Here is a 23,460-nt window from a genome sequence, read left to right as displayed (position 1 = left end):
GTCTCCTGGTCTCAGTAGGTCGGGATGCGCCGGCCGGCCACAACCTCCTCGGCGGACCGCATGATGAGGTCGGCACCGAGGGCTCGGGTGACGGGCGTGGGGGTGGAGCCGGCGTCGCGGCGTGCCGCGATCACGGCCGAGGTGGTCGCGGCGGTGTCGACGCCGTCCAGCGGATGCGTGGTGACGGGGACGGTGATGTGGGCGTCGATCTCGTCGAGATTCCATACGGTCGCGTCGACCAACCCGTCGGCGAAGTAGCGGCCGAGCTGGTTGTAGGAGACCTCGACGAGCCGGTCATCGGGCAGCTGGGGGAAGCGCGCCATGGTGAGCGCCGTCTGGTCGGTGGAAGACGGGTCGACGGCGACACGCAGGTCGGGATCCTCGGGATCGCGACCCTCCGCGAGCACGAGACCGTGGGCGCCGACATAGGTATGGGGTCCGAAGTCGCGGATGATCTCCAGCTCGGGGTCGCCCTCGGCGGCGAGCCTCGACATGACGGCGAAGTCGGCGCGCTCGCGATGCAGCGCGGCGGCACGGTCGGCGGCTCCTCGGACGAACATCAGCGTGAGGGGCACCCCGACCTCGATGAAGGCGGCGTGCAGGCCGGTGGCCAGACCCTCGTAGCGGCGCGAGTACGGCAACGGCATCGCAACGGACACGCTGGACCCGCCGGCCAGCTCCCACAGCAGCCGATGGTCGATGCTCGTGACGAAGGTGCCGAGCTTGCCGCGTGGCCGGATCTCGACGGCGCCCGCTTCCTCCAGCAATGCCAGGGCGGCCTGCACCGTGCCCTTGCCGACCTGATGGCGTTCGCTGAGGTCCTGCACCGTCGGCATCCGATCCCCCGCCGAGGCGGCCGACAGCTCGAGCGCGAGGCGATGCGCCACGGCACCGGCCTTCGACATGAGCACGTGCATCCGGGTCATGGCGACAATCTATCCAATATTCTGGATATTAGCTATAGCCCGACGGCCGGTCTCTCGGGAGGCATCACCGCGGCTCCGTTGATTCAATGGCCAGGTACCCCCGACAGCGATCCGACGAGCCCCGAAGGTGTCCCATGGAGTCCAAACTCGCCTTGACCGTCGATGGTGAGGAGCACGCGATCGTCGTGGACAACCGCACCACGCTCCTCGATGCCTTGCGCGATCACCTCGGGTCCACAGCACCCAAGAAGGGCTGTGATCACGGGCAATGCGGGTCCTGCACCGTGCTGGAGGACGATCGCCGCGTGACTACGTGCCTCTCGCTCGCCGTGGCCCACGACGGCGCGAGCATCGTGACCGCGAGCGGTCTGAGCGGTGACGACGGCCTTCACCCGATGCAGCAGGCCTTCATCGACCAGGACGCCTTCCAATGCGGCTACTGCACTCCCGGGCAGATCTGCTCCGCCATCGGCATGCTCGCCGAGGCCGCGGACGGCTCTCCCAGCTTCGTCACCGACGATCTCGCGGAGGCACCGTCGCTGACCGACGCGGAGATCCGGGAACGGCTGAGCGGCAATCTGTGCCGTTGCGGGGCCTACGTCAATATCGTCGCCGCGGTCAAGCAGGCGGCCGAGGAGGGTACCGCGTGAATCCCTTCGACTACGAACGAGCCACCGACGCGGCCGGGGCGGTCACGAGCGTCGCGGCACGCCCTGGCGCGACCTTCCTCGCCGGTGGGACCAATCTCGTCGACCACCTCAAGCTCGGGATCACCTCGCCAGAGCTCCTGGTCGACATCTCCCACCTCCCCCTCACGACGATCGAGGAGGAGGCCGACGGCGCCCTCGTCATCGGCGCGAATGTCCGCAATGCCGACCTCGCCGCCCATCCGCTCGTGCGGAGCCGTCATCCGGTCCTCTCCCGGGCCTTGTTGTCGGGAGCATCGGGGCAGCTGCGCAACCTGGCCACGACGGGCGGCAATCTCCTCCAACGCACGCGCTGTGTGTACTTCCAGGACGTGACCACCCCGTGCAACAAGCGGGTCCCCGGCAGCGGTTGCTCCGCCATCGGCGGCCACACCGAGCAGCACGCCATCCTCGGCGCCTCGGAGCATTGCGTCGCCGTCCACCCGTCCGATATGGCCGTGGCGCTCGCGGCCCTCGACGCCGAAGTCCTGTTCCTCGGCCCGGACGGTCCGGGAAGCGTTACAGTCGAGGAACTGCACCGCCTGCCCGGCGATGCCCCCGAGCAGGACACGGTCCTCGATCCGGGTCACCTCATCACCGCCATCCGCATCCCCGCGCCGGCGCCGGGCGCCCGGTCGACCTATCGCAAGGCGCGCGAGCGCTCGTCCTTCGCCTTCGCTCTCGTCTCGCTGGCGGCGGAGACGGTGGTCGAGGACGGTGTCATCGCCCGCGCGCGACTGGCGCTCGGTGGCGTCGCACACAAGCCCTGGCGCGCCCATCGCGCCGAAGAGGTGTTGCGTGGCGCGCCCGCCACCACCGAGACCTTCACGGCGGCCGCTGAGGCCGAACTCGACCACGCCCGTCCCTTGGAGGGCAATGCCTTCAAAGTGCCGATGGCGCGCACCATGATGATCGCGGCTCTCGAGGAGCTCACCGGGGAGGACGCATGACCGGCGCGATCGGCACCTCGACCGCGCGGGTCGATGGCATCGCGAAGGTCACCGGGACGGCGCGGTACGCCTACGAGCATCCGTTCACCGACCCCGTGTACCTCTATCCCGTGCAGGCCACGATCACCCGGGGGAAGATCGACACCTTCCACGCCTCAGCCGCCGAGGAGGTGGACGGTGTGCTGGCCGTCCTGTCCCCCTGGAATGCTCCCCGCCTCGCGGACATCTCGGACCCCGAGCTGACACTCCTGCAAGGTCCCGAGGTGAAGTTCCGCGGCCAGATCATCGGTGCCGTCATCGCGACCACTCCCGAGATCGCGCGATACGCCCAGTCGCTCGTCGAGGTCGGGTATGCCGAGGAGGAGCACGACACCGTCCTTCGCACCGACCATCCGGACCGTTATCCCGAGGACGATCCGCAGACCATCGGCGATGATGTCGATCAGGCACTGTCGGACGCGGAGATCGTGATCGACCAGCAGTACTCCACACCGGAGGAGCACAATACGCCGATGGAGCCGCATACCTCGGTCGCCCGCTGGCACGCCGAGGAGCAGCACCTGACGCTCACGACCGCCACCCAGGGCCCGCACAGCGTCGTCGACACGCTCGCGCCACTGCTCGGCCTGGAGCCGCAGCAGTTACGGGTGGTCTCGCCACATGTCGGCGGCGGTTTCGGCTCCAAGGCGGCACCTCACGCCCACGATGTGCTGGCCGCGCTGGGTGCCATGGCCGTGCCCGGCCGGTCCGTGAAATATGCGATCACCCGTCAGCAGGGCTTCGTGTTCGTGGGCTACCGCTCCCCCACTCAGCAGCATCTACGCCTCGGCGCCCGTGCCGACGGTACGCTGACGGCGATCGATCACGAGTCCTTCTCACAGGTGTCGCCGGTCGGGAGCTTCTCGGAGAACGCGTCGTCGATCTCGGCGAGCATGTACGCCGCGGACTCCCGTCGCCTCGTCCATCACCTGGTTCCGCTCGATGTACCGCCGCCGCACTGGATGCGCGCACCAGGTGAGGCCCCGGGGATGTTCGCGCTGGAGGTGGCGATGGACGAGCTGGCGGTGGCCGCCGGCGTCGATCCCGTCGAGCTGCGCCTCCGCAACGACCCGCCCCGCGACCCCGCAACCGGCAATCGGTGGACCTCCAGGCGGCTGGTCGACTGCCTGCACGAGGGCGCGCGCCAGTTCGGCTGGCAGGACCGGGATCCTCGCCCCGGGGTACGGCGTGACGGTGAATGGCTGGTGGGCACCGGCATGGCCAGCGCGACCTACCCGCACGTGATGATGCCGGGGACCAAGGCGACGATCCGCCACAACGGCGCCGGCCGCTACACCGTGCGCACCGGCGCGGCCGATATCGGCACGGGAGCCTGGACCACGTTGACGTTGATCTCCGCCGATGCGCTCGGGATCTCACCGGATCGGGTGACGATGGAGATCGGCGACTCGTCGCTGCCGACGGCGACGGTCGCGGGCGGGTCGTCCGGGACAAGCTCGTGGGGTTCGGCGATCGTCGCGGCCGCCGAGATGTTCCGCCGACAGCACGGCGAGGATCCCGACGCCGGGGCCCAGACGACCGGCGGTGTCTCGGAGGACCCACTGGCCGAGGGATACACCGCCGCCTCCTTCGGGGCTCATTTCGTCGAGGTGCGCGTGCACCCGGGCACCGGCGAGGTGCGGGTGCCGCGGATGCGCGGGGTGTTCTCGATCGGCCGGGTCATCAACCCCCGCACGGTCCGCTCGCAGCTCCTCGGCGGGATGGTGATGGGGGTGTCCATGGCCCTGCACGAGAGGAGTGTGCGGGATCCGAGGTTCGGTCATGTGGTGACACAGGATCTGGCGAGCTATCACGTCCCGGTGCATGCCGATATCGAGGACATGGACGCGAGCTGGCTCGATGACAGCGACGAACTCGCCACCCCGATGGGCTCACGCGGCGCCGGGGAGATCGGCATCGTGGGATCGGCGGCCGCCATCGCGAATGCCGTCTACCACGCGACGGGCCTCCGGCTGCGCCACCTTCCCCTCACACCAGCGGTCCTCCTGGGCGACTAGCTAGCCGTGACCGAGGACGTTCACCACGTACCCATCGGGATCGCGCACGAAGAACCGGCGCACTCCCCACGGCTCCTCGGTGAGCGGATGCACGATCTCGGCTCCCAGTCGCCGGGCCGTGGCATAGGCGTCGTCGACATCGTCGACCTCGATCGACACATCGGGCACGACCGGAGCGGAGGCATCGTGCGATGCGACGCTCAGCTGCCGAGCCGGATCGGCAGGATCGGCCAAGGTCACGATCCAGCCATGGTCCATGACGGGCTCCATACCCAGCAGGCCGGAGTAGAACTCGACGGACGCCGGCACATCGGCGCTCTCGATATCAGGAACGATGCGCCGCACGGTCATGCGTTCACACTAACCCTGCTGCACGGGCACCCAGATATCGCCGCGGCGTCGGGCAGGATGCATGCTTCGAACAGAAGTCGGTGACCAACCACGCAATACCAAGGCTTGTGGCTGGGGTACTAGGACTCGAACCTAGAACAACTGAATGGCTTCGAGTTCACGGTTTACCCCGTGCTGAGGTCTAAAATCCTGCGTCATTGCGGGAATTTGAGACACGACTACTATACAACAGCTACGTGTAGCTACGTGGTTATTCTCGGGACTCTCCCCGCAAAACGGGACCGAAAAAGGGACCGCCGAGCAGCCGGCAAACGCATGCGGGCGGTACGGCTTCGGCACCACCCCCGCTAACAGAGGACCGCCTCGTTCACCTTGTCGGTACCGACAAGGGGGTCCGTGATGAACGAGTTGAGCGCGCTGGCGACAGATGAACGGTCCGCACGCATGGTCCTGGCGAACATCGTCGAACCGGGTGACATCTTGACGGGTCGCGTGCTCGCGCATGCCGGCGCGGTGGAGACGGTCCGTGCGCTAACCGAAGAAGGCACGGTCCCAGGGATGGGCGAGGTCGAGGCGCGACTCTGGCGATCGCACCTACCACGACAGGTCGACACTCAACAGGTCGCGGAGACGACGGCACGCGCCGAGCGAGAAGGATTCGGCACGCTGATTCCCGGCGATCGCGACTTTCCGACCTCGTTAGACGACCTCGGTGTCGAGAGACCGTACTTGCTGTGGGTCAAAGGCCACGCATCACTACTGTCAGGTTCGTTAGACAACCGGTTCACCATCACCGGCTCCCGCGATGGGACCGCTTACGGGGTAGAAGTGGCGGGCGGTATCGCAGCAGATCTGGCACGTGATGAGAAAATCGTTGTGTCCGGAGGAGGGTTCGGCATCGATGCCGCGGCACATCGTGCGGCACTGATGGAGGCGGGACACACAATCGCGGTGATAGCCTCAACCGGCGATCGACCGCACGCCGGTTTGCTGGAGCGCATCGCCGATGTAGGGCTAGTGGTCAGCGAGACGCCACCCGGTTCGCCACCCACCAGGACACGAGTCCTCGCTCGTGCTCGGATCGAGGCCGCGCTGTCGGCGGCGACGACGGTCGTGGAATCAGGACCACGTTCAAGCGCACTGGCCGTTGCCGCCAGAGCCCACGAGCTAGGGCGAGGCGTCGGCGCCGTGCCAGGCTCCGTGCTCGGGATCATGAGCAGCGGCACCAACGCACTGCTATGCGACGGAACAGCAAGGGCGGTGACCAACGCGAACGACATCACCGAACTAGGCGCGACCCCAACAGCCAACCGACAACCACCACGTCCCTGCGGATATGGCACCCCCGAGCGCCGCACTCTCAAAGCCCATCGTCCAATCGAACACCGCGACCTATGAGGCGATTTCGACAATCGTCGCAACAAGGTCTACTGAGACCCGCTCGACAAACGTGGCGGGAGCGACATCGGTTCGCCCGCCGCCGCGTCCAATTCCACAGGCGGCGAGGACCTGAGCACGTCGCCCTGTTCATCACGACCGGCTCATAGTCCGTACCGGTCTCGGTGTTCCTGAATGGTCAGGGATGCTTGACGGAGTCGGGTTCGTCGTCGCTGATGTGCTCGGTCTCGACCTGGAAGGTCGAGTGGCTTACGGACACTTCGAAGTGCTCGGCGACGCACTGCTTCACGGCATGGAGAACCTCGGCGGCGTGTCCGTCGGTGAAGCACTCGTCCTCGACGACCACGTGAGCAGTGATGGTGGGCAGGCCGGTCGCCACAGTGGAGGCGTGCAGGTCGTGGACGTCCTTGACGTGATCGAGCTCCAGGATGTGAGCACGAACCTCGTCCAGATCGAGACCCTTGGGTGTGAACTCCATCAGCACGCTGGTGGTCTCCCGCATCAGCTTGAACGCACGCGGCACGATGAGCGCGGCGATGAACAGGCCGGCGATGGCGTCTGCTCGCTGGAACCCAGTTGTGGCGATCATGATCGCGGCGACGATGACGCCGAGGGAACCTAGTGCGTCGTTGAGAACCTCCAGGAATGCGGCACGCATATTGAAGTTCGCGCCCCTGCTGGAGGACAGGATGGCGATCGCAATGACATTGGCGGTGAGACCGACGATCCCGAAAATGAGCAACTCGGTGGAGGGAACGTCCGGTGGTTCGAACAGCCGCCGGATGCCTTCGATCGCAGTGTAGAACCCGACGACGAGCAGCAGGGTCGCCTGGCCGAGGGCAGCGATGACTTCGATACGCCGGAAGCCCCAGGTACGCCTGGAACTAGTTGGCTTCAGCATCAGAGTCGCGGCGATCAGGGCCACGAGCAGCCCTGAAGCGTCGGTGATCGCGTGCGCGGTGTCGGTCAGCAGCGCGAGGCTTCCCGTGATCACCGAGCCGACAGCTTGGGCGACAACGATCGTGGCCGTGATGCCAAAGGCGATCCACAGCTTTTTGCGATAGTCACCGGGAACCCCGGCGGTATCATCAACCGCCGGGCCGTGGTCGTGTCCTGCACCCATCAGGGGAGCTCCGTTCTCTCCGAACATTCTTCACTAGCCAGCTCCAAGAGCGAACTACTGGCGCTATCATCGCTATTTTACGATGATAGCGCTCATAGGTCACACTAAGCAAACCCAGCAGCTAGGAACTTGCGCGACTTGCGTCAAGCGCACGCGCCAGCAGACAGCGTTTCTCAGAGCCAGGACATCGGGTTCGTTGTCGCACCGTTCTGTAGAACCATCAAGTGCATATGGCAGCCGGTGGAGAGCCCCGTAGTGCCGACGTAGCCGATCACGTCACCACGGTTGACGTATTGACCCGGGCTGGCGGCGAAGCCGGACATGTGGTTGTAAGTGGTCATGAGGTTGGAACCACCGATGACGCCGTGGTTGATGATGACTCTGTTGCCGTAGGCAGAGTTGTAATACTGCTCGACGATGGTGCCCGAAGCGGAGGCACGGACCGGAACGCCGCAGCCAGCGCCAAAGTCAGTGCCGTCGTGGAGCTTGTACACGCCAGTGACGGGATGCCGGCGCATTCCGTACGGCGAGGTGATCGGACCGTTGACCGGGTAACCCAGCACGCTGCCACCACCTCCCCCGCCGCCGGGGGCGGGGCCACCACCGCCGCCCTCACGAGCCCGCCGCTCACGCTCCTTGCGCAACTCCTCATCAACTATGGCCCGCATCCGCTGCTCCAAGGCGGCTCGCTCCGCATCGAGTTCGGCCAACGCCTGTTCGTCCTGTGCTTTGGCGGCATTCGCCTCCGTCTGTGCGACCTCCCGCGTCTCTACCAACTGGCTGACCTCTGCGGCTTGGGTTTCAGCCTGGGTCGTAAGTTCTTGCATTCGCACCACGTTCGCTTCGGCCTCGCGCTTCTGTGACGCGACCTGATCACGCAGTTCCTCGACTCGTTGACGTTCCAGTTCAACCATCACCCGAGCCGCATCGAGTTCCTGCATGGTCGCGATCTGCGCATCGCCAATGGATTCGTTCATCTGGACCCGTTCAGAGAACGTCGTCGGAGCCTCACCTTGAAGCAATCCGCTGAAAGCTCGCAGGCCCCGATCGCCCTCCATCACGCTATCGACCGCGAACTGCTCGACGACGGACTCGGAGTCGTCGAGCTCTCTCGCAGCGAGATCGACCCGTTTTTCAGCGGACTTTAGATCGGCCTCGGCACGAGTCAGCTCCTCACGCAACTCAGCATCACGGGACTGCGCCACGGCGAGTTCGCCGCGAGTCTGTCCAAGAACATCTTGAGCTTTTTCTAGCTGACTAGTCGCCGCACTCAGAGCGGAGGACGCTTCCTGAAACCGTGCGGTGGAGTGCTGGAGGTCCTGTTGCGCCCGTGACCGGCGCTGCTCGTTCTCGCCCTGCTGACGCCGGATGTCGTCCTTAGAGTCAGCTATTGCGGGCGGTGCAGCGAGCCCGGCCATCAAGCCGACTGTCAATACTGCCGCGAACATTGTCTTACGAACGGTTGCATGCATCATCTGGTTACCTCGATCTGGGGAAGATTCCGGCAAGCGGAACACAATCGAACCTGCACCACAGATGCGATCTCACGTCGCACCGGGCCGTTCAAGGTCGATCAGACAGGATCTTCGAGATTCCCTTCTCCTTGGCTACTCATCAGGTCTTTCACCGTGCGCGTCACCCAATGCCTCCTCACGTCTATCCACGTCGGGAGCATCGGCGACTCCTTCCTGTTCTCCGGGGTTGTCCAGCAGCTCCACCGACGCCACCTCTGGGTGATGCAGGTCGAAGGCCGGGCTCTCGGAACGGATCCGCGGCAGCCGGACGAAGTTGTGCCGCGGCGGCGGGGAGGACGTCGCCCACTCCAGCGTGCGACCCCAACCCCACGGATCATCGAGGCCGACCATCGGCGCCTTACGGGACTTCCACACGTTGTACATGAACGGGATCATCGACGCCCCCAACAGAAACGCCCCGATCGTGGAGATTCCGTTGAGCGTGGTGAAACCGTCATTCGGTCCATAATCGGCGTAACGACGCGGCATACCGGCGGCACCGAGCCAGTGCTGCACCAGGAACGTTAGATGGAAACCGATGAACAGCAGCCAGAAGTGGATCTTGCCCAGCTTCTCGTCGAGCATCTTGCCGGTGATCTTCGGCCACCAGTAGTAGTAACCGGCGAACATCGCGAACACCACGGTGCCGAACACCACATAATGGAAGTGCGCCACCACGAAATAGCTATCTGACAGCTGGAAATCCAGGGGCGGAGACGCCAGCACGATGCCGGTCAGGCCGCCGAACAAGAAGGTCGTCAGGAAGCCCAGGGCGAACATCATCGGCGTGTGCAGGGAGATGGAACCGCCCCACATCGTGCCGATCCAGTTGAAGAACTTCACACCTGTCGGAACACCGATCAACAAGGTCATGAACGAGAAGAAAGTCAAGTTGACCGCGCCGGTGACGAACATGTGGTGCGCCCAGACCGCCACCGACAGCGCCGCGATCGCCAACGTGGCGAACACCAGGCCGACGTAACCGAACACCGGCTTGCGGCTGAACACCGACAGCACCTCGGTGATGATGCCGAAGAACGGCAGCGCGATGATGTACACCTCGGGATGGCCGAAGAACCAGAACAGATGCTGGTACAGAATCGGTCCACCCGTCGCGGCATCGAAAACATGCGCACCGAGCATGCGATCCGCGGCAATCGCCAACAGGGCCGCCCCCAGCACGGGGAAGACGATGATCACCAGCAGGCTGGTGACCAGGGTGTTCCACACCATGATCGGCATCCGGAACATAGTCATGCCCGGTGCCCGCATCGTGAAGATGGTGGTGATGAAGTTGACGCCACCGAGGATCGTGCCCAGACCCGACATATACAGGCCCATCACCCACAGGTCGCCGCCCATGCCCGGAGAGTTGATCGAATCGCTCAACGGCATATAGGCGAACCAGCCGAAGCTCGCGGCGCCACCGGGCACGATGAACCCGGACAACGCGATCAGGCTGCCGAACAGGAACATCCAGAAACTGAACATGTTCAACCGCGGGAAGGCGACGTCCGGCGCGCCGATCATGATCGGCACCACCAGGTTCGCGAAACCGAAGAACAGCGGCGTCGCGAACATCAACAGCATCACGGTGCCGTGCATCGTGAACAGCTGGTTGAACGTCTCGTCGCCGACCACCTGGGTACCCGGGCGGGCAAGCTCGGCGCGCATGATCAACGCCATCACGCCGCCGATGATGAAAAAGACGAACGTCGTCGCGAGATACATCTTGCCGATCAACTTGTGATCGGTCGTCGTCAGAAGCGTCACGACCTTCTGACCCATGTTGCGCTCACGCCGCACCGACGCCGGGAGCTCGGACTGCTTAGCCTCCTCGAACGCCGCTGTGGTGGCCATCAGCCCTCTCCTTCGTGGAACCTACTGACATGAAGCAACACCGCAGCCAGATCAAAAGGCGACGATCGGTGCCCTGCCCAGACGATCTTATTCTACAATCCGTAGAGTAACATGAGCGGATGCTCTCCCCGCCGTGGAACATCATCTTGACCGTCGCGTTCCTTTTCACCGCATCAGTGTGCGTAGGCAACTATGTCGCCATTCGGAGGCAGACCGCTGCAGCCGGGAACACTCGCACGAGTGAAGAACTAGTGGACATCAACCACGCGGTGATGAGTGTGGCGATGGTTCTGATGATCTGGTCGACCATCCCAAGCGCCGGTAGCTGGCTACAGATCCTCGTATTCATGGTCTTCGCTTTCGCCCTGGTGTGGGCTTTTCTCGACTCTCGCGTAACGACCAGCTGGATTGATACCGCCGGGCACGTCGTCCTCAACATCGCGATGATCTGGATGCTCGCGGCGATGCCGCTACTGATGACTAACGGCACCGGGGAACACTCCTCAAACATGGCAGGCGGTCAGGACCATGACACTCTTCAGACCGCGGCGACCGCATGGGTCGATGCCATGAACGGGGTGGTCGTCGCATTGTGCGCGGCGGGAGCACTTTGGTGGCTCTACCGGACGCTGGTGGCCCGCGGGCATCGGCTGCATTCGCTGTGTCACGCAATCATGGCCGGCGGCATGATCGCGATGTTACTCGCGATGTGAGGCTGGGGCCGGTACTTGGCAGGCGATCCTCGGGTTCCCCGACGACTCACTGTTGAGTCACGGACCGCAGGTTCCCCTCTACCTTTCTTCAACCACTACGGAGCTCCCATGCCACACCGGAACTATCCCCTCACCACGCACCGGCCGGCCGCACGTGGTCACCACGGCATATCTCGATCGAAAGACTCGCCATGAATCCCTCGACGCAGGCCTCGGAGCTGACACCGCGGCAGTTCGTTCGGTGGATGTGGCGGCAGCTGACCTCCATGCGCACGGCGTTGTTCTTGCTGCTTCTGCTCGCCGTGGCGGCGGTGCCCGGCTCATTGGTTCCGCAACGCGGAGTCGACGCACGGGCCGTCCAGGCTTTCTTTCAAGATCATCCGACTCTCGCGCCAGTCCTCGACGCCATCGGCATGTTCTCGGTGTACTCCTCGCCGTGGTTCAGTGCCATCTACCTGTTGCTCATGCTCTCGCTTGTCGGCTGTATCGTGCCGCGCATCGGCGTCTACGCCAAAGCCCTACGTGCTCGTCCCCCGCGAGCGCCGCGCAACTTCGCCCGTCTGCCCGGATCGGGCTCTTTCACGACCACGGCCTCGGTCGATGAGGTCGTGTCTGCCGGACGACAGATGCTCGGACGCGCACGCATCGATGTCGTCCAGACCGGGAACGGCACCGAGCTGCGAGCCGAGAAGGGCTACCTGCGTGAGCTGGGCAACTTGGTCTTCCACTGCAGCATCCTGGTCGTCCTGGTCGGCGTAGCCATCGGTGCGTTGTGGAGTTACCGCGGGGCTGTCATGGTCACCGAAGGCGATGGTTTCTCCAACACGCTCAGCCAGTACGACGAGTTCAACTCTGGCCCACTCTATGATCCCGACAACCTTCCACCGTTTGGGTTGACCGTCGATCGCATGATCGCGGAGTTCCACTCCAGTGGTCCTCAGATGGGAGCACCACGGCTGTTCCAGGCCGACGTCACCTACACGGAGCGGCCCGGCGACGAGCCACAGAACTACGAGATCGTTGTCAACAACCCGTTATCACTGGACGGCGGCGATGTCTTCCTTATCGGCCAGGGCTATGCCCCGGTTATTCGTGTCACCGACGCCAACGGTGAGGTCGTGTTCGACGATGCCGTGATCTTCTTGCCGCAGGATGGCACCTACCTGTCCGAAGGCGTCGTCAAGGTGCCCGACGCTGCACCCGAGCAGTTGGGCTTCCAGGGATTCTTCATGCCAACCGCTGTTTCGACTGGTGACGACGCGCCCACCAGGACCGTGTATCCCGGTGCCGTGAATCCGGTGGTCGGGCTGCGGATGTGGAGCGGCGATCTCGGGCTTGACGATGGCACCCCGCAGTCGGTGTACACACTTCAGAAAGAGCAGATGACCGAGGTGCTCGGCGATGACGGAGAGCCGTTCAACATCAGCTTGAGCCCCGGCCAGGTGCAGGACCTGCCTGGCGGCGGCAGCATCGAGTTCGTTGATCTGCAGCGGTTTGCCCGATTCCAGATCGCCGATGTTCCAGCGAAATCGCTGCCCCTCGTCGGCGTGAGCGTCGGACTGATCGGACTCATGGCCTCATTGATGGTCCGCCCACGACGCACCTGGATCACAGCGACCACCAGTACCGATGAGGCTGGCAGGACGCTCACCTCGGTCAACGTCGGCGTGCTCGATCGCGTGCCCCGTGACGAGACTCCGATCGATCTCGATGCGTTCCTGCGCGACCTGCAACAAGCCTTGCCCACATCCAACAACCTCAAGGAGACACAGACATGAGGCTCGAACAGTACGCACAGATCTCGAACTATGCGATGGTGGCCGCAACCTGCGTCCTCGCACTCGCGTTCGTCGCGCACGTCGCCGAGTGGGCATTCGCCCGCAAGGTCGTCAGCGATGAAAAAGAGCTCGTGACGAGCGGACCGACACCACCTGCTCCCCCAGTTGAGGACGAGGCACCAGTCACAGAACGATTCTCACGTGTCGGCGTGACCCTCACGATCCTCGCCGCGACGCTCCTGGTCGCCAGCGTCATTACCCGGGGCCTGGCCGCCGAACGGGTGCCCTTGGGCAACATGTACGAGTTCGGGCTCGTCGGCGTGGCCGTCGCACTCCTCACCTATCTGGCATTGGTCTGGAAGTACCAGGTGCAGTGGGCCGGCGGAGTCGTCGCCGCCTTCGGCCTGGTGATGCTCGGCATGTCGCTATCCACCTATGTTCCAGCCGGCCCGCTAGTGCCCGCCTTGGACTCCTACTGGTTCGAGATCCACGTCAGCGCCGTCATGCTCGCCGGGGCGTTCTTCCTGGTCGGCGCAGCCGCATCAGTGCTGTACCTGATCCGCGCCCGGGCCGAGGCGAAGGGCAACGTCGGAGCGGTGCTCCGCCGGCTCCCCGCGGCCGCGGTCATGGACAAGCTGGCGTACCGGGTGAACGCGATGGCGTTCCCGCTGTGGACGTTCGGCGCGCTCATCGCCGGGCCCATCTGGGCGCACTACGCCTGGGGCCGGTACTGGGGCTGGGATCCGAAGGAGGTCTGGGCCTTCATCACGTGGGTCGTCTACGCCGGCTACCTGCACGCGCGTGCCACCGCCGGCTGGAAGGGTCGCCGGGCGGCGATCTTCTGCCTGATCGGCTTCGTGACGTTCCTGTTCAGCTACTACGGCGTGAACCTGTTCGGCTCCGGCCTGCACTCCTACGCCAAGTAAGACCCAAAACCCACAGAAACCGCTCGATACATCAATATCAGGGTCCGTGACTCAGACGAATCTGTAAGGGTGCCCGGTGTAGACAAGAACTGGCCGTCAGGGACGAACCCCATGCTCTTGAAGCGCCTCTTCCGGATTGACGGGCTCCCCGCCCTCTGGGCGTACCTCAAGGTGTAGATGTGGGCCGGTGACATTCCCCGTCGCCCCGGTATAGCCGATCACGTCACCGGCGTTGACCTTCTGCCCTGGCTCGACCACGATTCGACTCTGGTGCGCGTACCACATCTCGGTCTGGTTGCCGGGGTCGATGTCGTCCAGCACGATCGACGTCTTGTTGCCATAGGCACCGTCATACCCTGCGGTCTTCACCGTGCCGCTCGCCGCAGCGACAATAGTGGTGCCGGATGGTCCGGCAAGATCCAAGCCTGTGTGTTGCCCGCTAGACCACAGGCCACTGGATTGGCCGAATCGGGCCGTTAGACGGTAGCCAGTGACCGGGATGACCCATTGGTCGGCGACTTGTTCGGCGTAGGATTCCACATCCTGCTCGATTTGCTGGCGTTGTGCAGCTACGATCGCCAGCTGCTCTTCCTGAGTCGTGCGCTGCTCCTCGTAGACTTGCCGGTTGAAGCTTCGGCTGATGTCGGTGCCGTCGGTGCTGCCGGCGTCCACACCGGCATAGGATCGGTCGGTGGTCTGGCGCGGGCCGCTTGACATTACTGTGTCGTCTTGGCTGTCGCCGACCGTCACTGTGCCGAAGCCTGCTGCCGACATCGCGACCAAGCCAGCGATTGCAGGCGCGACGCGCACGCCATATCGGGATTCTTTCTTCGGTGCGACTCGCTTACCGCCGGCGGGATCAGAGGTCGCTCGACCCGCACCACGACGTTGCGCTGTCGGCTTCACCCAGTCTCCGTATCGGTCAAGAACAAACGCGGCGTCAAGACTCCGCGATCGCAATGGACTTGGTCGAGAGTAACGCATGCACCCCTGGAATCAAGCGCTTGCATCGAATATCATCGAGATATGACGATGGGAATCACTAGCCCTGAGGCGGAGCAGCAGTTTGGTGAAGCCGAGGCCATGAAGGCCGCGGCATGCCTGTTTCACGGCTTCAGCGACCCGTCGCGGTTGGTGATTCTTCAGCATCTGCAACTCGGCGAACACCGTGTCGTTGACTTGACGGAGCATCTGGGTCTGTCGCAGAGCACCGTGTCGAAGCACTTGGCGTGCCTGAAGGACGCTGGCCTGGTGACGTCACGGCCGGTGGGACGGGCCTCGGTTTACTCGCTCCAGCATCCTGAAGCCCTCATCGACCTGCTCTCGGCGGCAGAAAGGATGCTGGCGTTGACCGGCGAGGCGGTCAAGTTGTGCCCAGTGCACGGTACTGACACGTTCCGAAGCGCCTGACTCCAGTCCACCTGAGGTAGCGGGCATAACAGGGTTCGACAGTTACCTAGCTTCGCCAAGAGTTCGGACCGCTCGACCCTCCCGCTGGGGTCTCCTTCGTCAGCTGAGCCATGACGATCGCTGCTGCTTCACAGTCGTGGTCCAACCTGATCGTGTTCCACCGGAGGCCGTTCACGGCTATCCGGGCCCTTTCTCGTGGCAATCGCTCGCGTACGCCACAGAGCTGCCTCGGCGCGGGCGTGGTCGATCTTTTGGGCCGTGGTTTCTGGGTCGGGGCCGAGGGGCGTGGCGGTGGTGATCTGGTAGCGATCGCGATAGGCGGCGATGATGCGGGCGTTGCGCCGCCATCGCTTGGCCTCTCTCTTGTCGGTGAGCTGTTCCCCCAGCCGGGTGGTCCAGGGTTCCTTGTCGGCTAAGGCAGCGTCGAGTACGGCGTCGGCGCGTTGTTCGATCAGCTCGTGGCGTTCGTCGAGAGCTCGGCGCATGTCGGTGGTCATGGGGCCGTCCGCATAGGGCATGAGGCCGGCGATGAGACGCGGTGTCTTGCGGTTGCGGCCAGAGCCTGCTGGAAGGGCGGTGGCTTTGGCGAGGCGGGCGTGCAGAACTGACGCGACGTCGGCGGCGTCAGCGAAGCCGCGAGCAGCAACGAGACGCGGGAACAGTCGGTCGAGGTGATAGCTGTTGGCTTCGGCTCGGCGCAGTTCCGCGGACAGGGCGCCGTAGGCGTCGGAGGCCAGGACGTCGGCGACTTGGTCGTCGGTGAGATTGGACTCTGCCAGCAGGGATGCCCAGCGGTCGTGTTGGGCGGCTTGGGCGATGGTCTCGTACTCAGCGGCGAGTTCGGCGATGGAGCCCCATCGTTCGTGTTCGGCGGTGATGGTCTCGTGCGCGGATAGTTCGGCGCCGATGTGGTCGAGCACGCCGTAGAGCGCGGCGCGGGCCATCTGTTCGGGGCCGTCGCCGATGGGTGGTTCGAGGTGTTCATGATCCTCTCTGTCGACTCCGACGTAGGCGTGATTGCGGTCGGCACCCCGGGTCATGGCGACGTAGAAGTTCTCTCGTGTCGTGGTGCGCGTGACAACGGTGTGGGCGGTGTCGGTGGTGATGCCTTGGGCCCGATGGGCGGTGACTGCGTAGCCGAGGTCGACGTGCTCGGCGACATAGTCCGCCGGGAGCACGATTCCGCCGCCAAATCTTCGTCCGACTGGGCGAATCATCATCGAGCCGTCTTCGCGAATGCGGGTGACGGTCCAGCGGTCGCCGTTGCGGACCCAGGTCCGACGGTTGCGTAGCCGGCGGTCGTTGTGGCGGGTGATGATCGTGTCGCCCTCGGACACTCCGGTGCCGTCGCGCAGAGCCAGTTCTCGGGCTGGGTCAATTGTGCCGCCAAGAATCAGATCGACACGGGCGCGCTGGTTGAGCGCGGTCACGATCTGGTGGGTTTCGGCGACGAGGATCGACGCCCGCCCAGCCTGGATATCGTGCCGCCAGGCGGTGTAAGCGGCGTCGATCATGTCCTCTTCCTCGCCGCCGGTGACCCGGCCACGTTTGATGAGGGCGTCGATCGCCTCGGGTCGCCCGTGACGTAGTTGGAGCGAGGTGATCTTCTCCCAGCCGTGGGTGAAACGGTGGACGTCGGTCAGCTCGGGGGCGTCGGAGCGGTCGTGGACGAGCATCGCGAACGCCCCACCCGCATCGACCGATTGGAGCTGGCCGTAGTCGCCGACCAGTAACACCTTCGCCCCAGCGTCGGCTGCCAGGCCGCTGATCCGGTCGAGGGACATGGTGCCGGCCAGGCTGGCTTCGTCGATGATGACAAGTTGCCCGGCCTGAAATGTCGTGCCATACATGATGTGGCTCTGCCACCATTTGGCAGTGTTCTCGGTCTCGATCCCCAACTCATCGCCGAGGACGTCGGCGGCGACCGCAGAGGGCGCCAGTCCGACCACCGAGCCGGGGCCGTGCTGTTTCTCCCACGCTCTGCGCAATGCCGACATGGCGGTGGTCTTGCCCGCACCAGCTGGGCCGACTAGCACGTCGATCGCCCGCCCGGACAGGGCGATCGCGCTAAGCGCGGCGGCCTGGTCGTTCCCGAGCCTTCGTCCTTCACGATCGGGGCGGGAGCTGAACTGTTCCACCGTCTTCAGGTCCACTGTTGGACCAGCGGTGTTGTTGGCACGGTCGAGTAGCCGGTCCTCGGCCTTCAACAAGTGTTCGGCGGAGAATACGGTCGAGTGCTGGGGCCGGAACCTGGTCGTGCCGTCGGCGCGTTGAAATCGGATCGGGCTCGATGCGAGTTCGGGAGGGGTGAGCCGCAGCGAAGCCTGTTCGGCGGCGTCGGCGATCATGCCGGTGATCGCCTCCCGATCGGCTGTACTGGCGAACCGCCATCCCATGACCTGACGGCTCGCTTCGGCCATCAAGTTCCAACGCTGCCAGGTCGAGCGCCTCTCCCCTACAGCCTCGACCACGGCCTGACCGACATCGCCGACCACGTCGAGTGGCACGTCATCGGTCCGCAACACCACAACGGGATCATTGCCGGTAATGACGGTGCGCGCCCAGCCAGTGGCGTCCTGCCCGAGCACCCTGGTGGCACGCTGGCGCCACTCGGCAGTGAGGTCAGCCAACGACCGCACCTGTTTGTCTGGGCGGGTGGCGAGGGTGGCCTGGGCGCGCAGTTTCAGCACCATTCTCGCCGATGGCTGGCGCCCGTGCTGATGCGCGTAGTCGGCGATGAGTCGGTCCTTCTCGACCTCGATATGCCGCGAACGAGTGGAGAACTCGTCGACCAGCTCCTCGCTGACGCCGACGATTTCCCAGGCTCGGTTGCGGTCTCGGCCGCGGTCGCGTTGCTCCCAAGCTACGCCGAGGTTGCGGGTGAGGTGATCGGCCAGAACCGCGTTGTACAACTCGGATAGCGCAACCACCGCTTGGTGCATCGGACGACCAGCCAGCGTTCTCCAGCACCCGTCTTGCACGGTCATCACTTTGTTGCTGATGACGACGTGCGTGTGCAGTTGAGGGTCAGCGGACCTGCTGTCGTAGTGGTCGAACGCGGTGGCCGCGACGCCGGCGACGTCAACATGCGCCACCGCTCCATCCGGCCCTGTGGCACCGACCCTGGTCGTGGCAACCTCGCGCTCCAAGAACTCGATCACCTCAGCAGTCGCGGAATGATGCGCGTCTGCGATCAATGCCTGGGTGCCCACGTCGGCAACAGCCCATAGCACCGACACGCTCTTGGGAACGCTGAACGTGTAGTCGAAGCCCGCTACGGCTCGTCGGGTGCCGCGTTTGGTCTCCTCCGTCTCGATCTGAGCGACCTGCTCGGATCGTTCGCCCGCGCTAAGCGCGGGGTCGAGGTCCGCGATGCGACGCTCGACCCGTTCGGCGACCGACGCGAACCGCTGATACGCCCGCCCCAACGGATCTCCGGTGATCGGATCACAGCCCATCCCGATCAGCAGCTGGAGCTGCGATTCGGACACCTGCGCTCCTATGGTCAGCTGGCCGTCACCGAATGCGGCTAAGCCCGAGCCCATCCAGAAGCCGGGCGGGTTGCCCGCCTCGGCGTAGTAGCGCGTCAGCGGCGTCGAGAGTGACCGGTCGCCGTCACCGGCAACGACCGACTTCAACAGGTACTTGTAGCCACTGCCCGCCGACATGACCCGCATCGAGACCGTCACACCTTTCAGGTGTGCAGAGTTGGCGAAGCCGATGGATGCGAGAGCGATTCGCTATCAGGAGACGGTCTCTTGGGGCGGTGCTTTCTTCATCTCTTCTGGCCGTGGTTGCGCCTGTGCGTGAGGAAGTCTCGACTTTCTGCGGCCATCGGTGCGTTCAAACAAGGAGTTACGCCACTCGACATGCTCGACCTCCTCGTCACCGATGAGTCGAGCTCCGGCGAAGTAGCGCTCTTCGTTATGGACAATTCCGAGAAGACGCCCAGGTCCAACCCGATAGAGGCTGCCAAGTTGCGGGGCACCTCCAGATTTAGGGTCCACGCCCGAGACAACTGCATCGACGAATCCGCTAAAGACGGCTCGGCTTGTATTCGCTGCGCTGCTCAACTGCCAGCTATCCAAGGCGATCGTAATAGCGCTCCTCCCCGAACCGTCGACCTTAAGGCAAGCTGATTGGTTTGGAATGGGCTGGTCTGACACTTCCCAGTCACCGGACTCGTCGACTGATAGTTGGACGAGCCGAAAGACTGCGGTCATACCCTCGCCCGTCCGGTACCCGACGTAGAACGTCACCGGTCGTCGCTCGGCTGCTGGATAGCTACGCCATCCATGTCTCAACACCGAAAGAACGCCGTCGACCGCGGCTCCATCGGAGCGAAAAACCTGCCGGTCGATACGATCGATCAACCCTGGCAATACAAGCGTCGGAAACAACACGTCATCGACATAGGCCACAACAAGCGGCGCCGTCTTTGAGGCGAAGATCTTCTTTCCTTGATCCCAGTAATGAGATACGGACGTTCCGCTTGTCCAACTGATGCGGCTATCTGTGGCGATGTTCAAGGATGCAGGGCCTCGGGTGTCTGCGCCTACCCATGCAACGAGGGACGTCATGTTTCCCTTTCCATCAGATATGTGCGATTCTAGTGTTGCCCGTCTTGTCGGGCTAGCCCTTCTCTCCGGTCGAATGGAAGACGGGCACGCAACTCCTGGGACTGCCTCCATCGTGGCAGTACGAGGTGTCACTGCGGGACTCGTCCCGCACCCAGGTCTTTGAGTGGGGCGCCGATGGTCAAGGTTGGCGCCCCACTCGCATGAGATCCCAAAGACTGTCGTCTCACCTACGGCGGTTCTGCGCCCGCCCTAGCGTCGCCTCTGGGTTCGATCGTGGGCTCTTATCGGTACAGGTGTGTATCCAAGTGGAGCGAACAGCTTCAAGCGTGACTGAGCCGTTGAGTCGGACGGTTAATCTTCGGTTGTCTGCTCGGCTGCTTCTTCAGTCTCTCGTGCCCACTTGAGCAGCCGCGGATGACGATCGGCCCATTCTTCGAGTAGTGCTGGGTCGATGTCCAGGTAGCCGACAGCGTGTTGTGCTGCCCCATATACGCACATGCTGGCAGTCGCGAGCTGCCAGTGGATGACATCGGGTTCTGCGACGAAGGCATGGTGTACGCGGTCATCGAGTTGTTTGATCTGGGTTTGGGCGCGGAGGCGGTGAAGAGACGGGTGCGTGAAGGATGAGAGCGTGTCGTAGAGACCGTTTGCATCAAGGTGGGATTCACCGAAGAGGTTGAGGACCTTGCTGAGGCCGGCGTACGGCTCGCCGCCGACCTCCCAATCATTTAGTTTCTCGACTGTGAACAGATCGATGTCAGGGAACACTTGGCGGGCTTGGGCCAGGATCACTTCGCGCTCTCGTTTCAGTTCCTTGGCGTATCCCCGCTCGCCGATCTTCTCAGCGGCCAGCCTTGCCATGTGTATGCTGACGATCCGCTCCATGTAGAACCGGGCGACGCGACCGGTCGGTGTGACGTCGGGACTCAGCAGCCATGCGGCGCGACCGCAGTGCTCCGCGAGGGTCCTCGTCACCGACCAGCCGGTGAGCACAATCTCTGAGCCGAGCGCAACGAGGGCAGCAAGCGAACGCAACTGCTGCGTTGCGGCGGTCACGTAGAGGACGGCGTCATTGGCAACGGCCCGCGTCAGCTGTTCCGGGGCGGCGATTTCGGGCGGCAGCAGCGTTGCCTCATACATGCAGGGGCTCGATGCGGACGGCGGGTCTCCGCACCGGTATGCCAGAGCATCCCAGGTCGTTGCGAGGTCACGCAGCCCGGCCGTTGCAAGCTTGTAAGGCCCCATCGTGGGCGACTCTCCACTCATTGTCATGATCGGACTAGCCGACGAGGCATGAAGGTCGGTCGTTAGAGAGGAATCGCGCTTTATCGGGCACGTCGAAATCAAGGTCGCCCGAGACGATGAGCTGGCGGAACTGCCTGTGCTTCTTTCGCAGACCGGTACTCAGCCGGCCATCCTCGTTTGCATGCTCCTCGATGTCCCACCTCGTGCTCACGGTCGCAACAGTCATGTGCATTCCCTCCATCCCGCGTCCTGGTCAGCTCAATTATCCCAACTCCAAAGCGCCCTCTGGATGCCAGATCTACGTGGATCAGCAACGATGACGAATCGCGCCTGATGCGATTTGTCATCGTTAACTGGCGCCCTGACGTGAACATGGTTGACGATTTCGAAGGGCCAACTTCGATGCCCCTCGTGGCTCAGTAGTCCATATTGTCGATCGTGTCCTGCTGATACTCCATGTAGCTCAGGTAGGCGTCGAACCTGTCGTCCTTGTCTGCGACGGACCGTATCGTGGCACAAAATTCCGCGTCGAACCGCACGGCGAGGCCTGAGTCGATCCACTTGCTGGCATGACGCAACGTGTTCGCGAGCCATGCGTCGACCTCGTCGAAGAGCGCGAATACGTCCCGGATTGCGAGCTCGCTAGCGTTGGCCAACGAGAAGAACGGCTTAGCGCGAATCGTGTTGAGACCGATCGGCAGCGCACCAGCTCCAGGAACGTGGACGAACACGGTGGAACCGTGCCCCTTCTCAAAGCCACCGTGCGCGTAGGGATTCCGCCAACGTTCCACGACCGCGCCGAGACGATTCAGATAGGTCTTCGCTTCGCCGGACGGTCCGAGCACGCGCTCGAACTTAAGTCCCCATCGCGACCCGATGAAGTCAGCGAGGTGATCTTTGCTCGCGTCGAACCCGACGAACGGAAGCGCCAACACCAAGTCGTGCTCCAGTCTGCTGATGTAAGCGATGACGGCGGCAACCATGTCGTGCGTTGCGTTCAGCTCCATCACTGCTCGCCCGCTTACGAAGGAGTAGAAGAATCCCTCCGGACTTCCGATCTCGCCAAAGGTCGTGTTCTGGTCCTCCACCCTGGTCGGGTTGATAGCGCGGTTGCGGAAGTATTCGTATGCCTTCTGTAGTCGGGAATGTTGGTTGATCACTGTCACGTCCCCGGCGTCTAGGATGCTTCCAGAGGCTCGGTTGACGGCCTTCTCCACGATGCGCATTGATGCGAGCAGTTTTTTCCGGACGGCCTGCAGTAGCGACTCCACTCGCTCAGGTTCGAGGCCGTCGTTCATGAGGCGGAGCCGGAGGCCGAACTTCTGGTGGGCAAGCTCAAAGCGGTGCCCATCAAACACGAACGGTACCCACCACGCGACCTTTTCGCCAGGACCGCAGACCTCCAGATCGATCAGCGATAGTGCGAGCTTGAGCACCGCCGGGATGGGACAGTCGCTCCAAGGAATCGTGATCCGGGCGTTGTCTCGCCCCCAGGGAACACCATGCGTGGAGTCAAGGTCGGGCCCGAACCCTCGCAACGCCGTCATCCGTAGGCGCGCTGCCACGTCGGCAGAGCCGGGCAACTCATCCATCCTCAGATTCTGACAGGCCCAGAACAGGCCGAAACGAATCGAGGGGTGAAGCCACTCGAACACATCGGTGAGCAGCACGTGGCCTCAGAGGTCGAGTCCAGCGAGATGACCTGACGTCCCGCCGACTTGAGCGGCGAGCTTCTCAGCCGGTGAGATGCGGCGGCGTGGTTGGTGGTCGAGAGCGGCGTAGTGCTGCCAGGTGGTGCCGTATTCGGCGGCGACCTTGGGCGTGATGCAGCCGCGGGTGACAGTTGTTGTTTAGGCAGCGGCTGCTGCGTTGGTGGTGATCTTGTCCTCGTACTCGATGGGGGTCAACCCGCCGAGTGAGTCCTGGGGGCGTTGCCGGTGGTA

Annotated in this window: 18 protein-coding genes; 8 read left to right on the top strand and 10 right to left on the bottom strand. The window is 63.8% G+C overall.

The annotated features are described in order from the left end of the window. Window positions 1–11 precede the first annotated feature (11 nt). Complete coding sequence (gene yhfZ / locus FNM00_RS14780) at window positions 12–926, bottom strand: GntR family transcriptional regulator YhfZ (RefSeq protein ID WP_143914322.1); 915 nt, start codon at window positions 924–926, stop codon at window positions 12–14. Between the two features lie 134 nt (window positions 927–1,060). Between yhfZ and FNM00_RS14775 the strand changes: the two genes are divergently transcribed. Genes FNM00_RS14775 through FNM00_RS14765 form a run of 3 tightly spaced genes read left to right on the top strand, consistent with a single transcriptional unit; the run spans window position 1,061 to window position 4,619 of the window. Next, the gene (locus FNM00_RS14775; protein ID WP_143914321.1) at window positions 1,061–1,576 is read left to right on the top strand and encodes a 2Fe-2S iron-sulfur cluster-binding protein; all 516 of its coding nucleotides are present in this window, start codon (window positions 1,061–1,063) and stop codon (window positions 1,574–1,576) included. Beyond that, window positions 1,573–2,562, top strand: a complete 990-nt coding sequence (locus FNM00_RS14770; protein ID WP_143914320.1) for an FAD binding domain-containing protein — start codon at window positions 1,573–1,575, stop codon at window positions 2,560–2,562. Before FNM00_RS14775 ends, FNM00_RS14770 begins: the two co-directional genes overlap by 4 nt. Then, a complete protein-coding gene (locus tag FNM00_RS14765; protein ID WP_143914319.1) occupies window positions 2,559–4,619 on the top strand; it encodes a xanthine dehydrogenase family protein molybdopterin-binding subunit in 2,061 nt (686 codons plus the stop codon). Before FNM00_RS14770 ends, FNM00_RS14765 begins: the two co-directional genes overlap by 4 nt. Here the strand turns inward: FNM00_RS14765 and FNM00_RS14760 are convergent, their stop codons facing one another. After that, entirely contained in the window at window positions 4,620–4,970 is a 351-nt protein-coding gene (locus FNM00_RS14760) for a VOC family protein (RefSeq protein ID WP_143914318.1), read from the bottom strand. 399 nt (window positions 4,971–5,369) lie between these two features. Here FNM00_RS14760 and FNM00_RS14755 point away from each other — a divergent pair, with 399 nt between their 5' ends. Further along, window positions 5,370–6,368, top strand: a complete 999-nt coding sequence (locus FNM00_RS14755) for a DNA-processing protein DprA (protein ID WP_143914317.1) — start codon at window positions 5,370–5,372, stop codon at window positions 6,366–6,368. A gap of 178 nt (window positions 6,369–6,546) precedes the next feature. On the opposite strand, the gene FNM00_RS14750 is transcribed toward FNM00_RS14755, so the two are convergent. The 3 genes from FNM00_RS14750 to ctaD form a co-directional block, all read right to left on the bottom strand. After that, window positions 6,547–7,518: a cation diffusion facilitator family transporter gene (locus FNM00_RS14750; RefSeq protein WP_246065195.1), complete on the bottom strand. Its 972-nt coding sequence runs from the start codon at window positions 7,516–7,518 to the stop codon at window positions 6,547–6,549. Between the two features lie 146 nt (window positions 7,519–7,664). Then, window positions 7,665–8,909, bottom strand: a complete 1,245-nt coding sequence (locus tag FNM00_RS14745) for a M23 family metallopeptidase (RefSeq protein ID WP_185973173.1) — start codon at window positions 8,907–8,909, stop codon at window positions 7,665–7,667. A gap of 189 nt (window positions 8,910–9,098) precedes the next feature. Continuing rightward, window positions 9,099–10,793, bottom strand: coding sequence for an aa3-type cytochrome oxidase subunit I (gene ctaD, locus FNM00_RS14740; protein ID WP_246065194.1), 1,695 nt, complete (start codon window positions 10,791–10,793; stop codon window positions 9,099–9,101). Between the two features lie 191 nt (window positions 10,794–10,984). Here ctaD and FNM00_RS14735 point away from each other — a divergent pair, with 191 nt between their 5' ends. The 3 genes from FNM00_RS14735 to ccsB all read left to right on the top strand — a co-directional run bounded on the left by FNM00_RS14735 (window position 10,985) and on the right by ccsB (window position 14,282). Further along, window positions 10,985–11,578 (top strand): DUF5134 domain-containing protein, encoded by a 594-nt coding sequence (locus FNM00_RS14735; RefSeq protein ID WP_143914314.1) that lies wholly within the window; start codon window positions 10,985–10,987, stop codon window positions 11,576–11,578. Window positions 11,579–11,769: 191 nt separating this feature from the next. Beyond that, on the top strand, window positions 11,770–13,356 hold the full coding sequence (gene resB / locus FNM00_RS14730; RefSeq protein WP_143914313.1) for a cytochrome c biogenesis protein ResB: 1,587 nt from the start codon (window positions 11,770–11,772) through the stop codon (window positions 13,354–13,356). Beyond that, window positions 13,353–14,282, top strand: a complete 930-nt coding sequence (ccsB, locus tag FNM00_RS14725; protein ID WP_143914312.1) for a c-type cytochrome biogenesis protein CcsB — start codon at window positions 13,353–13,355, stop codon at window positions 14,280–14,282. The genes resB and ccsB overlap by 4 nt, the downstream gene beginning before the upstream one ends. A gap of 96 nt (window positions 14,283–14,378) precedes the next feature. Here ccsB and FNM00_RS14720 read toward each other — a convergent pair whose 3' ends face one another. Next, a complete protein-coding gene (locus tag FNM00_RS14720) occupies window positions 14,379–15,092 on the bottom strand; it encodes a M23 family metallopeptidase (RefSeq protein WP_221933759.1) in 714 nt (237 codons plus the stop codon). A 216-nt stretch (window positions 15,093–15,308) separates the two neighbouring features. Here FNM00_RS14720 and FNM00_RS14715 point away from each other — a divergent pair, with 216 nt between their 5' ends. Then, on the top strand, window positions 15,309–15,692 hold the full coding sequence (locus FNM00_RS14715; RefSeq protein ID WP_246065193.1) for an ArsR/SmtB family transcription factor: 384 nt from the start codon (window positions 15,309–15,311) through the stop codon (window positions 15,690–15,692). Window positions 15,693–15,820: 128 nt separating this feature from the next. On the opposite strand, the gene mobF is transcribed toward FNM00_RS14715, so the two are convergent. The 4 genes from mobF to FNM00_RS14690 form a co-directional block, all read right to left on the bottom strand. Beyond that, window positions 15,821–19,381, bottom strand: a complete 3,561-nt coding sequence (gene mobF / locus FNM00_RS14710; RefSeq protein ID WP_246065192.1) for a MobF family relaxase — start codon at window positions 19,379–19,381, stop codon at window positions 15,821–15,823. A gap of 54 nt (window positions 19,382–19,435) precedes the next feature. Beyond that, on the bottom strand, window positions 19,436–20,221 hold the full coding sequence (locus FNM00_RS14705; RefSeq protein WP_143914309.1) for a hypothetical protein: 786 nt from the start codon (window positions 20,219–20,221) through the stop codon (window positions 19,436–19,438). 402 nt (window positions 20,222–20,623) lie between these two features. Further along, entirely contained in the window at window positions 20,624–21,412 is a 789-nt protein-coding gene (locus FNM00_RS14700; RefSeq protein WP_143914308.1) for a hypothetical protein, read from the bottom strand. Window positions 21,413–21,933: 521 nt separating this feature from the next. Continuing rightward, on the bottom strand, window positions 21,934–23,187 hold the full coding sequence (locus FNM00_RS14690) for a hypothetical protein (RefSeq protein ID WP_143914306.1): 1,254 nt from the start codon (window positions 23,185–23,187) through the stop codon (window positions 21,934–21,936). Window positions 23,188–23,460 lie beyond the last annotated feature (273 nt).

It is taken from the genome of Aeromicrobium piscarium (assembly GCF_007421815.1).
Classification (GTDB): Bacteria; Actinomycetota; Actinomycetes; order Propionibacteriales; family Nocardioidaceae; genus Aeromicrobium; species Aeromicrobium piscarium.
This window is presented reverse-complemented; position numbering and strand designations above follow the sequence as displayed.

Coding starts and splice junctions, on each gene's coding strand:
- yhfZ (WP_143914322.1), bottom strand. CDS start 926: ATGACCCGGATGCACGTGCTCATGTCGAAGGCCGGTGCCGTGGCGCAT.
- FNM00_RS14775 (WP_143914321.1), top strand. CDS start 1,061: ATGGAGTCCAAACTCGCCTTGACCGTCGATGGTGAGGAGCACGCGATC.
- FNM00_RS14765 (WP_143914319.1), top strand. CDS start 2,559: ATGACCGGCGCGATCGGCACCTCGACCGCGCGGGTCGATGGCATCGCG.
- FNM00_RS14760 (WP_143914318.1), bottom strand. CDS start 4,970: ATGACCGTGCGGCGCATCGTTCCTGATATCGAGAGCGCCGATGTGCCG.
- FNM00_RS14755 (WP_143914317.1), top strand. CDS start 5,370: ATGAACGAGTTGAGCGCGCTGGCGACAGATGAACGGTCCGCACGCATG.
- FNM00_RS14750 (WP_246065195.1), bottom strand. CDS start 7,518: ATGTTCGGAGAGAACGGAGCTCCCCTGATGGGTGCAGGACACGACCAC.
- FNM00_RS14745 (WP_185973173.1), bottom strand. CDS start 8,909: ATGGCCGGGCTCGCTGCACCGCCCGCAATAGCTGACTCTAAGGACGAC.
- ctaD (WP_246065194.1), bottom strand. CDS start 10,793: ATGGGTCAGAAGGTCGTGACGCTTCTGACGACGACCGATCACAAGTTG.
- FNM00_RS14735 (WP_143914314.1), top strand. CDS start 10,985: ATGCTCTCCCCGCCGTGGAACATCATCTTGACCGTCGCGTTCCTTTTC.
- resB (WP_143914313.1), top strand. CDS start 11,770: ATGAATCCCTCGACGCAGGCCTCGGAGCTGACACCGCGGCAGTTCGTT.
- ccsB (WP_143914312.1), top strand. CDS start 13,353: ATGAGGCTCGAACAGTACGCACAGATCTCGAACTATGCGATGGTGGCC.
- FNM00_RS14715 (WP_246065193.1), top strand. CDS start 15,309: ATGACGATGGGAATCACTAGCCCTGAGGCGGAGCAGCAGTTTGGTGAA.
- FNM00_RS14700 (WP_143914308.1), bottom strand. CDS start 21,412: ATGTATGAGGCAACGCTGCTGCCGCCCGAAATCGCCGCCCCGGAACAG.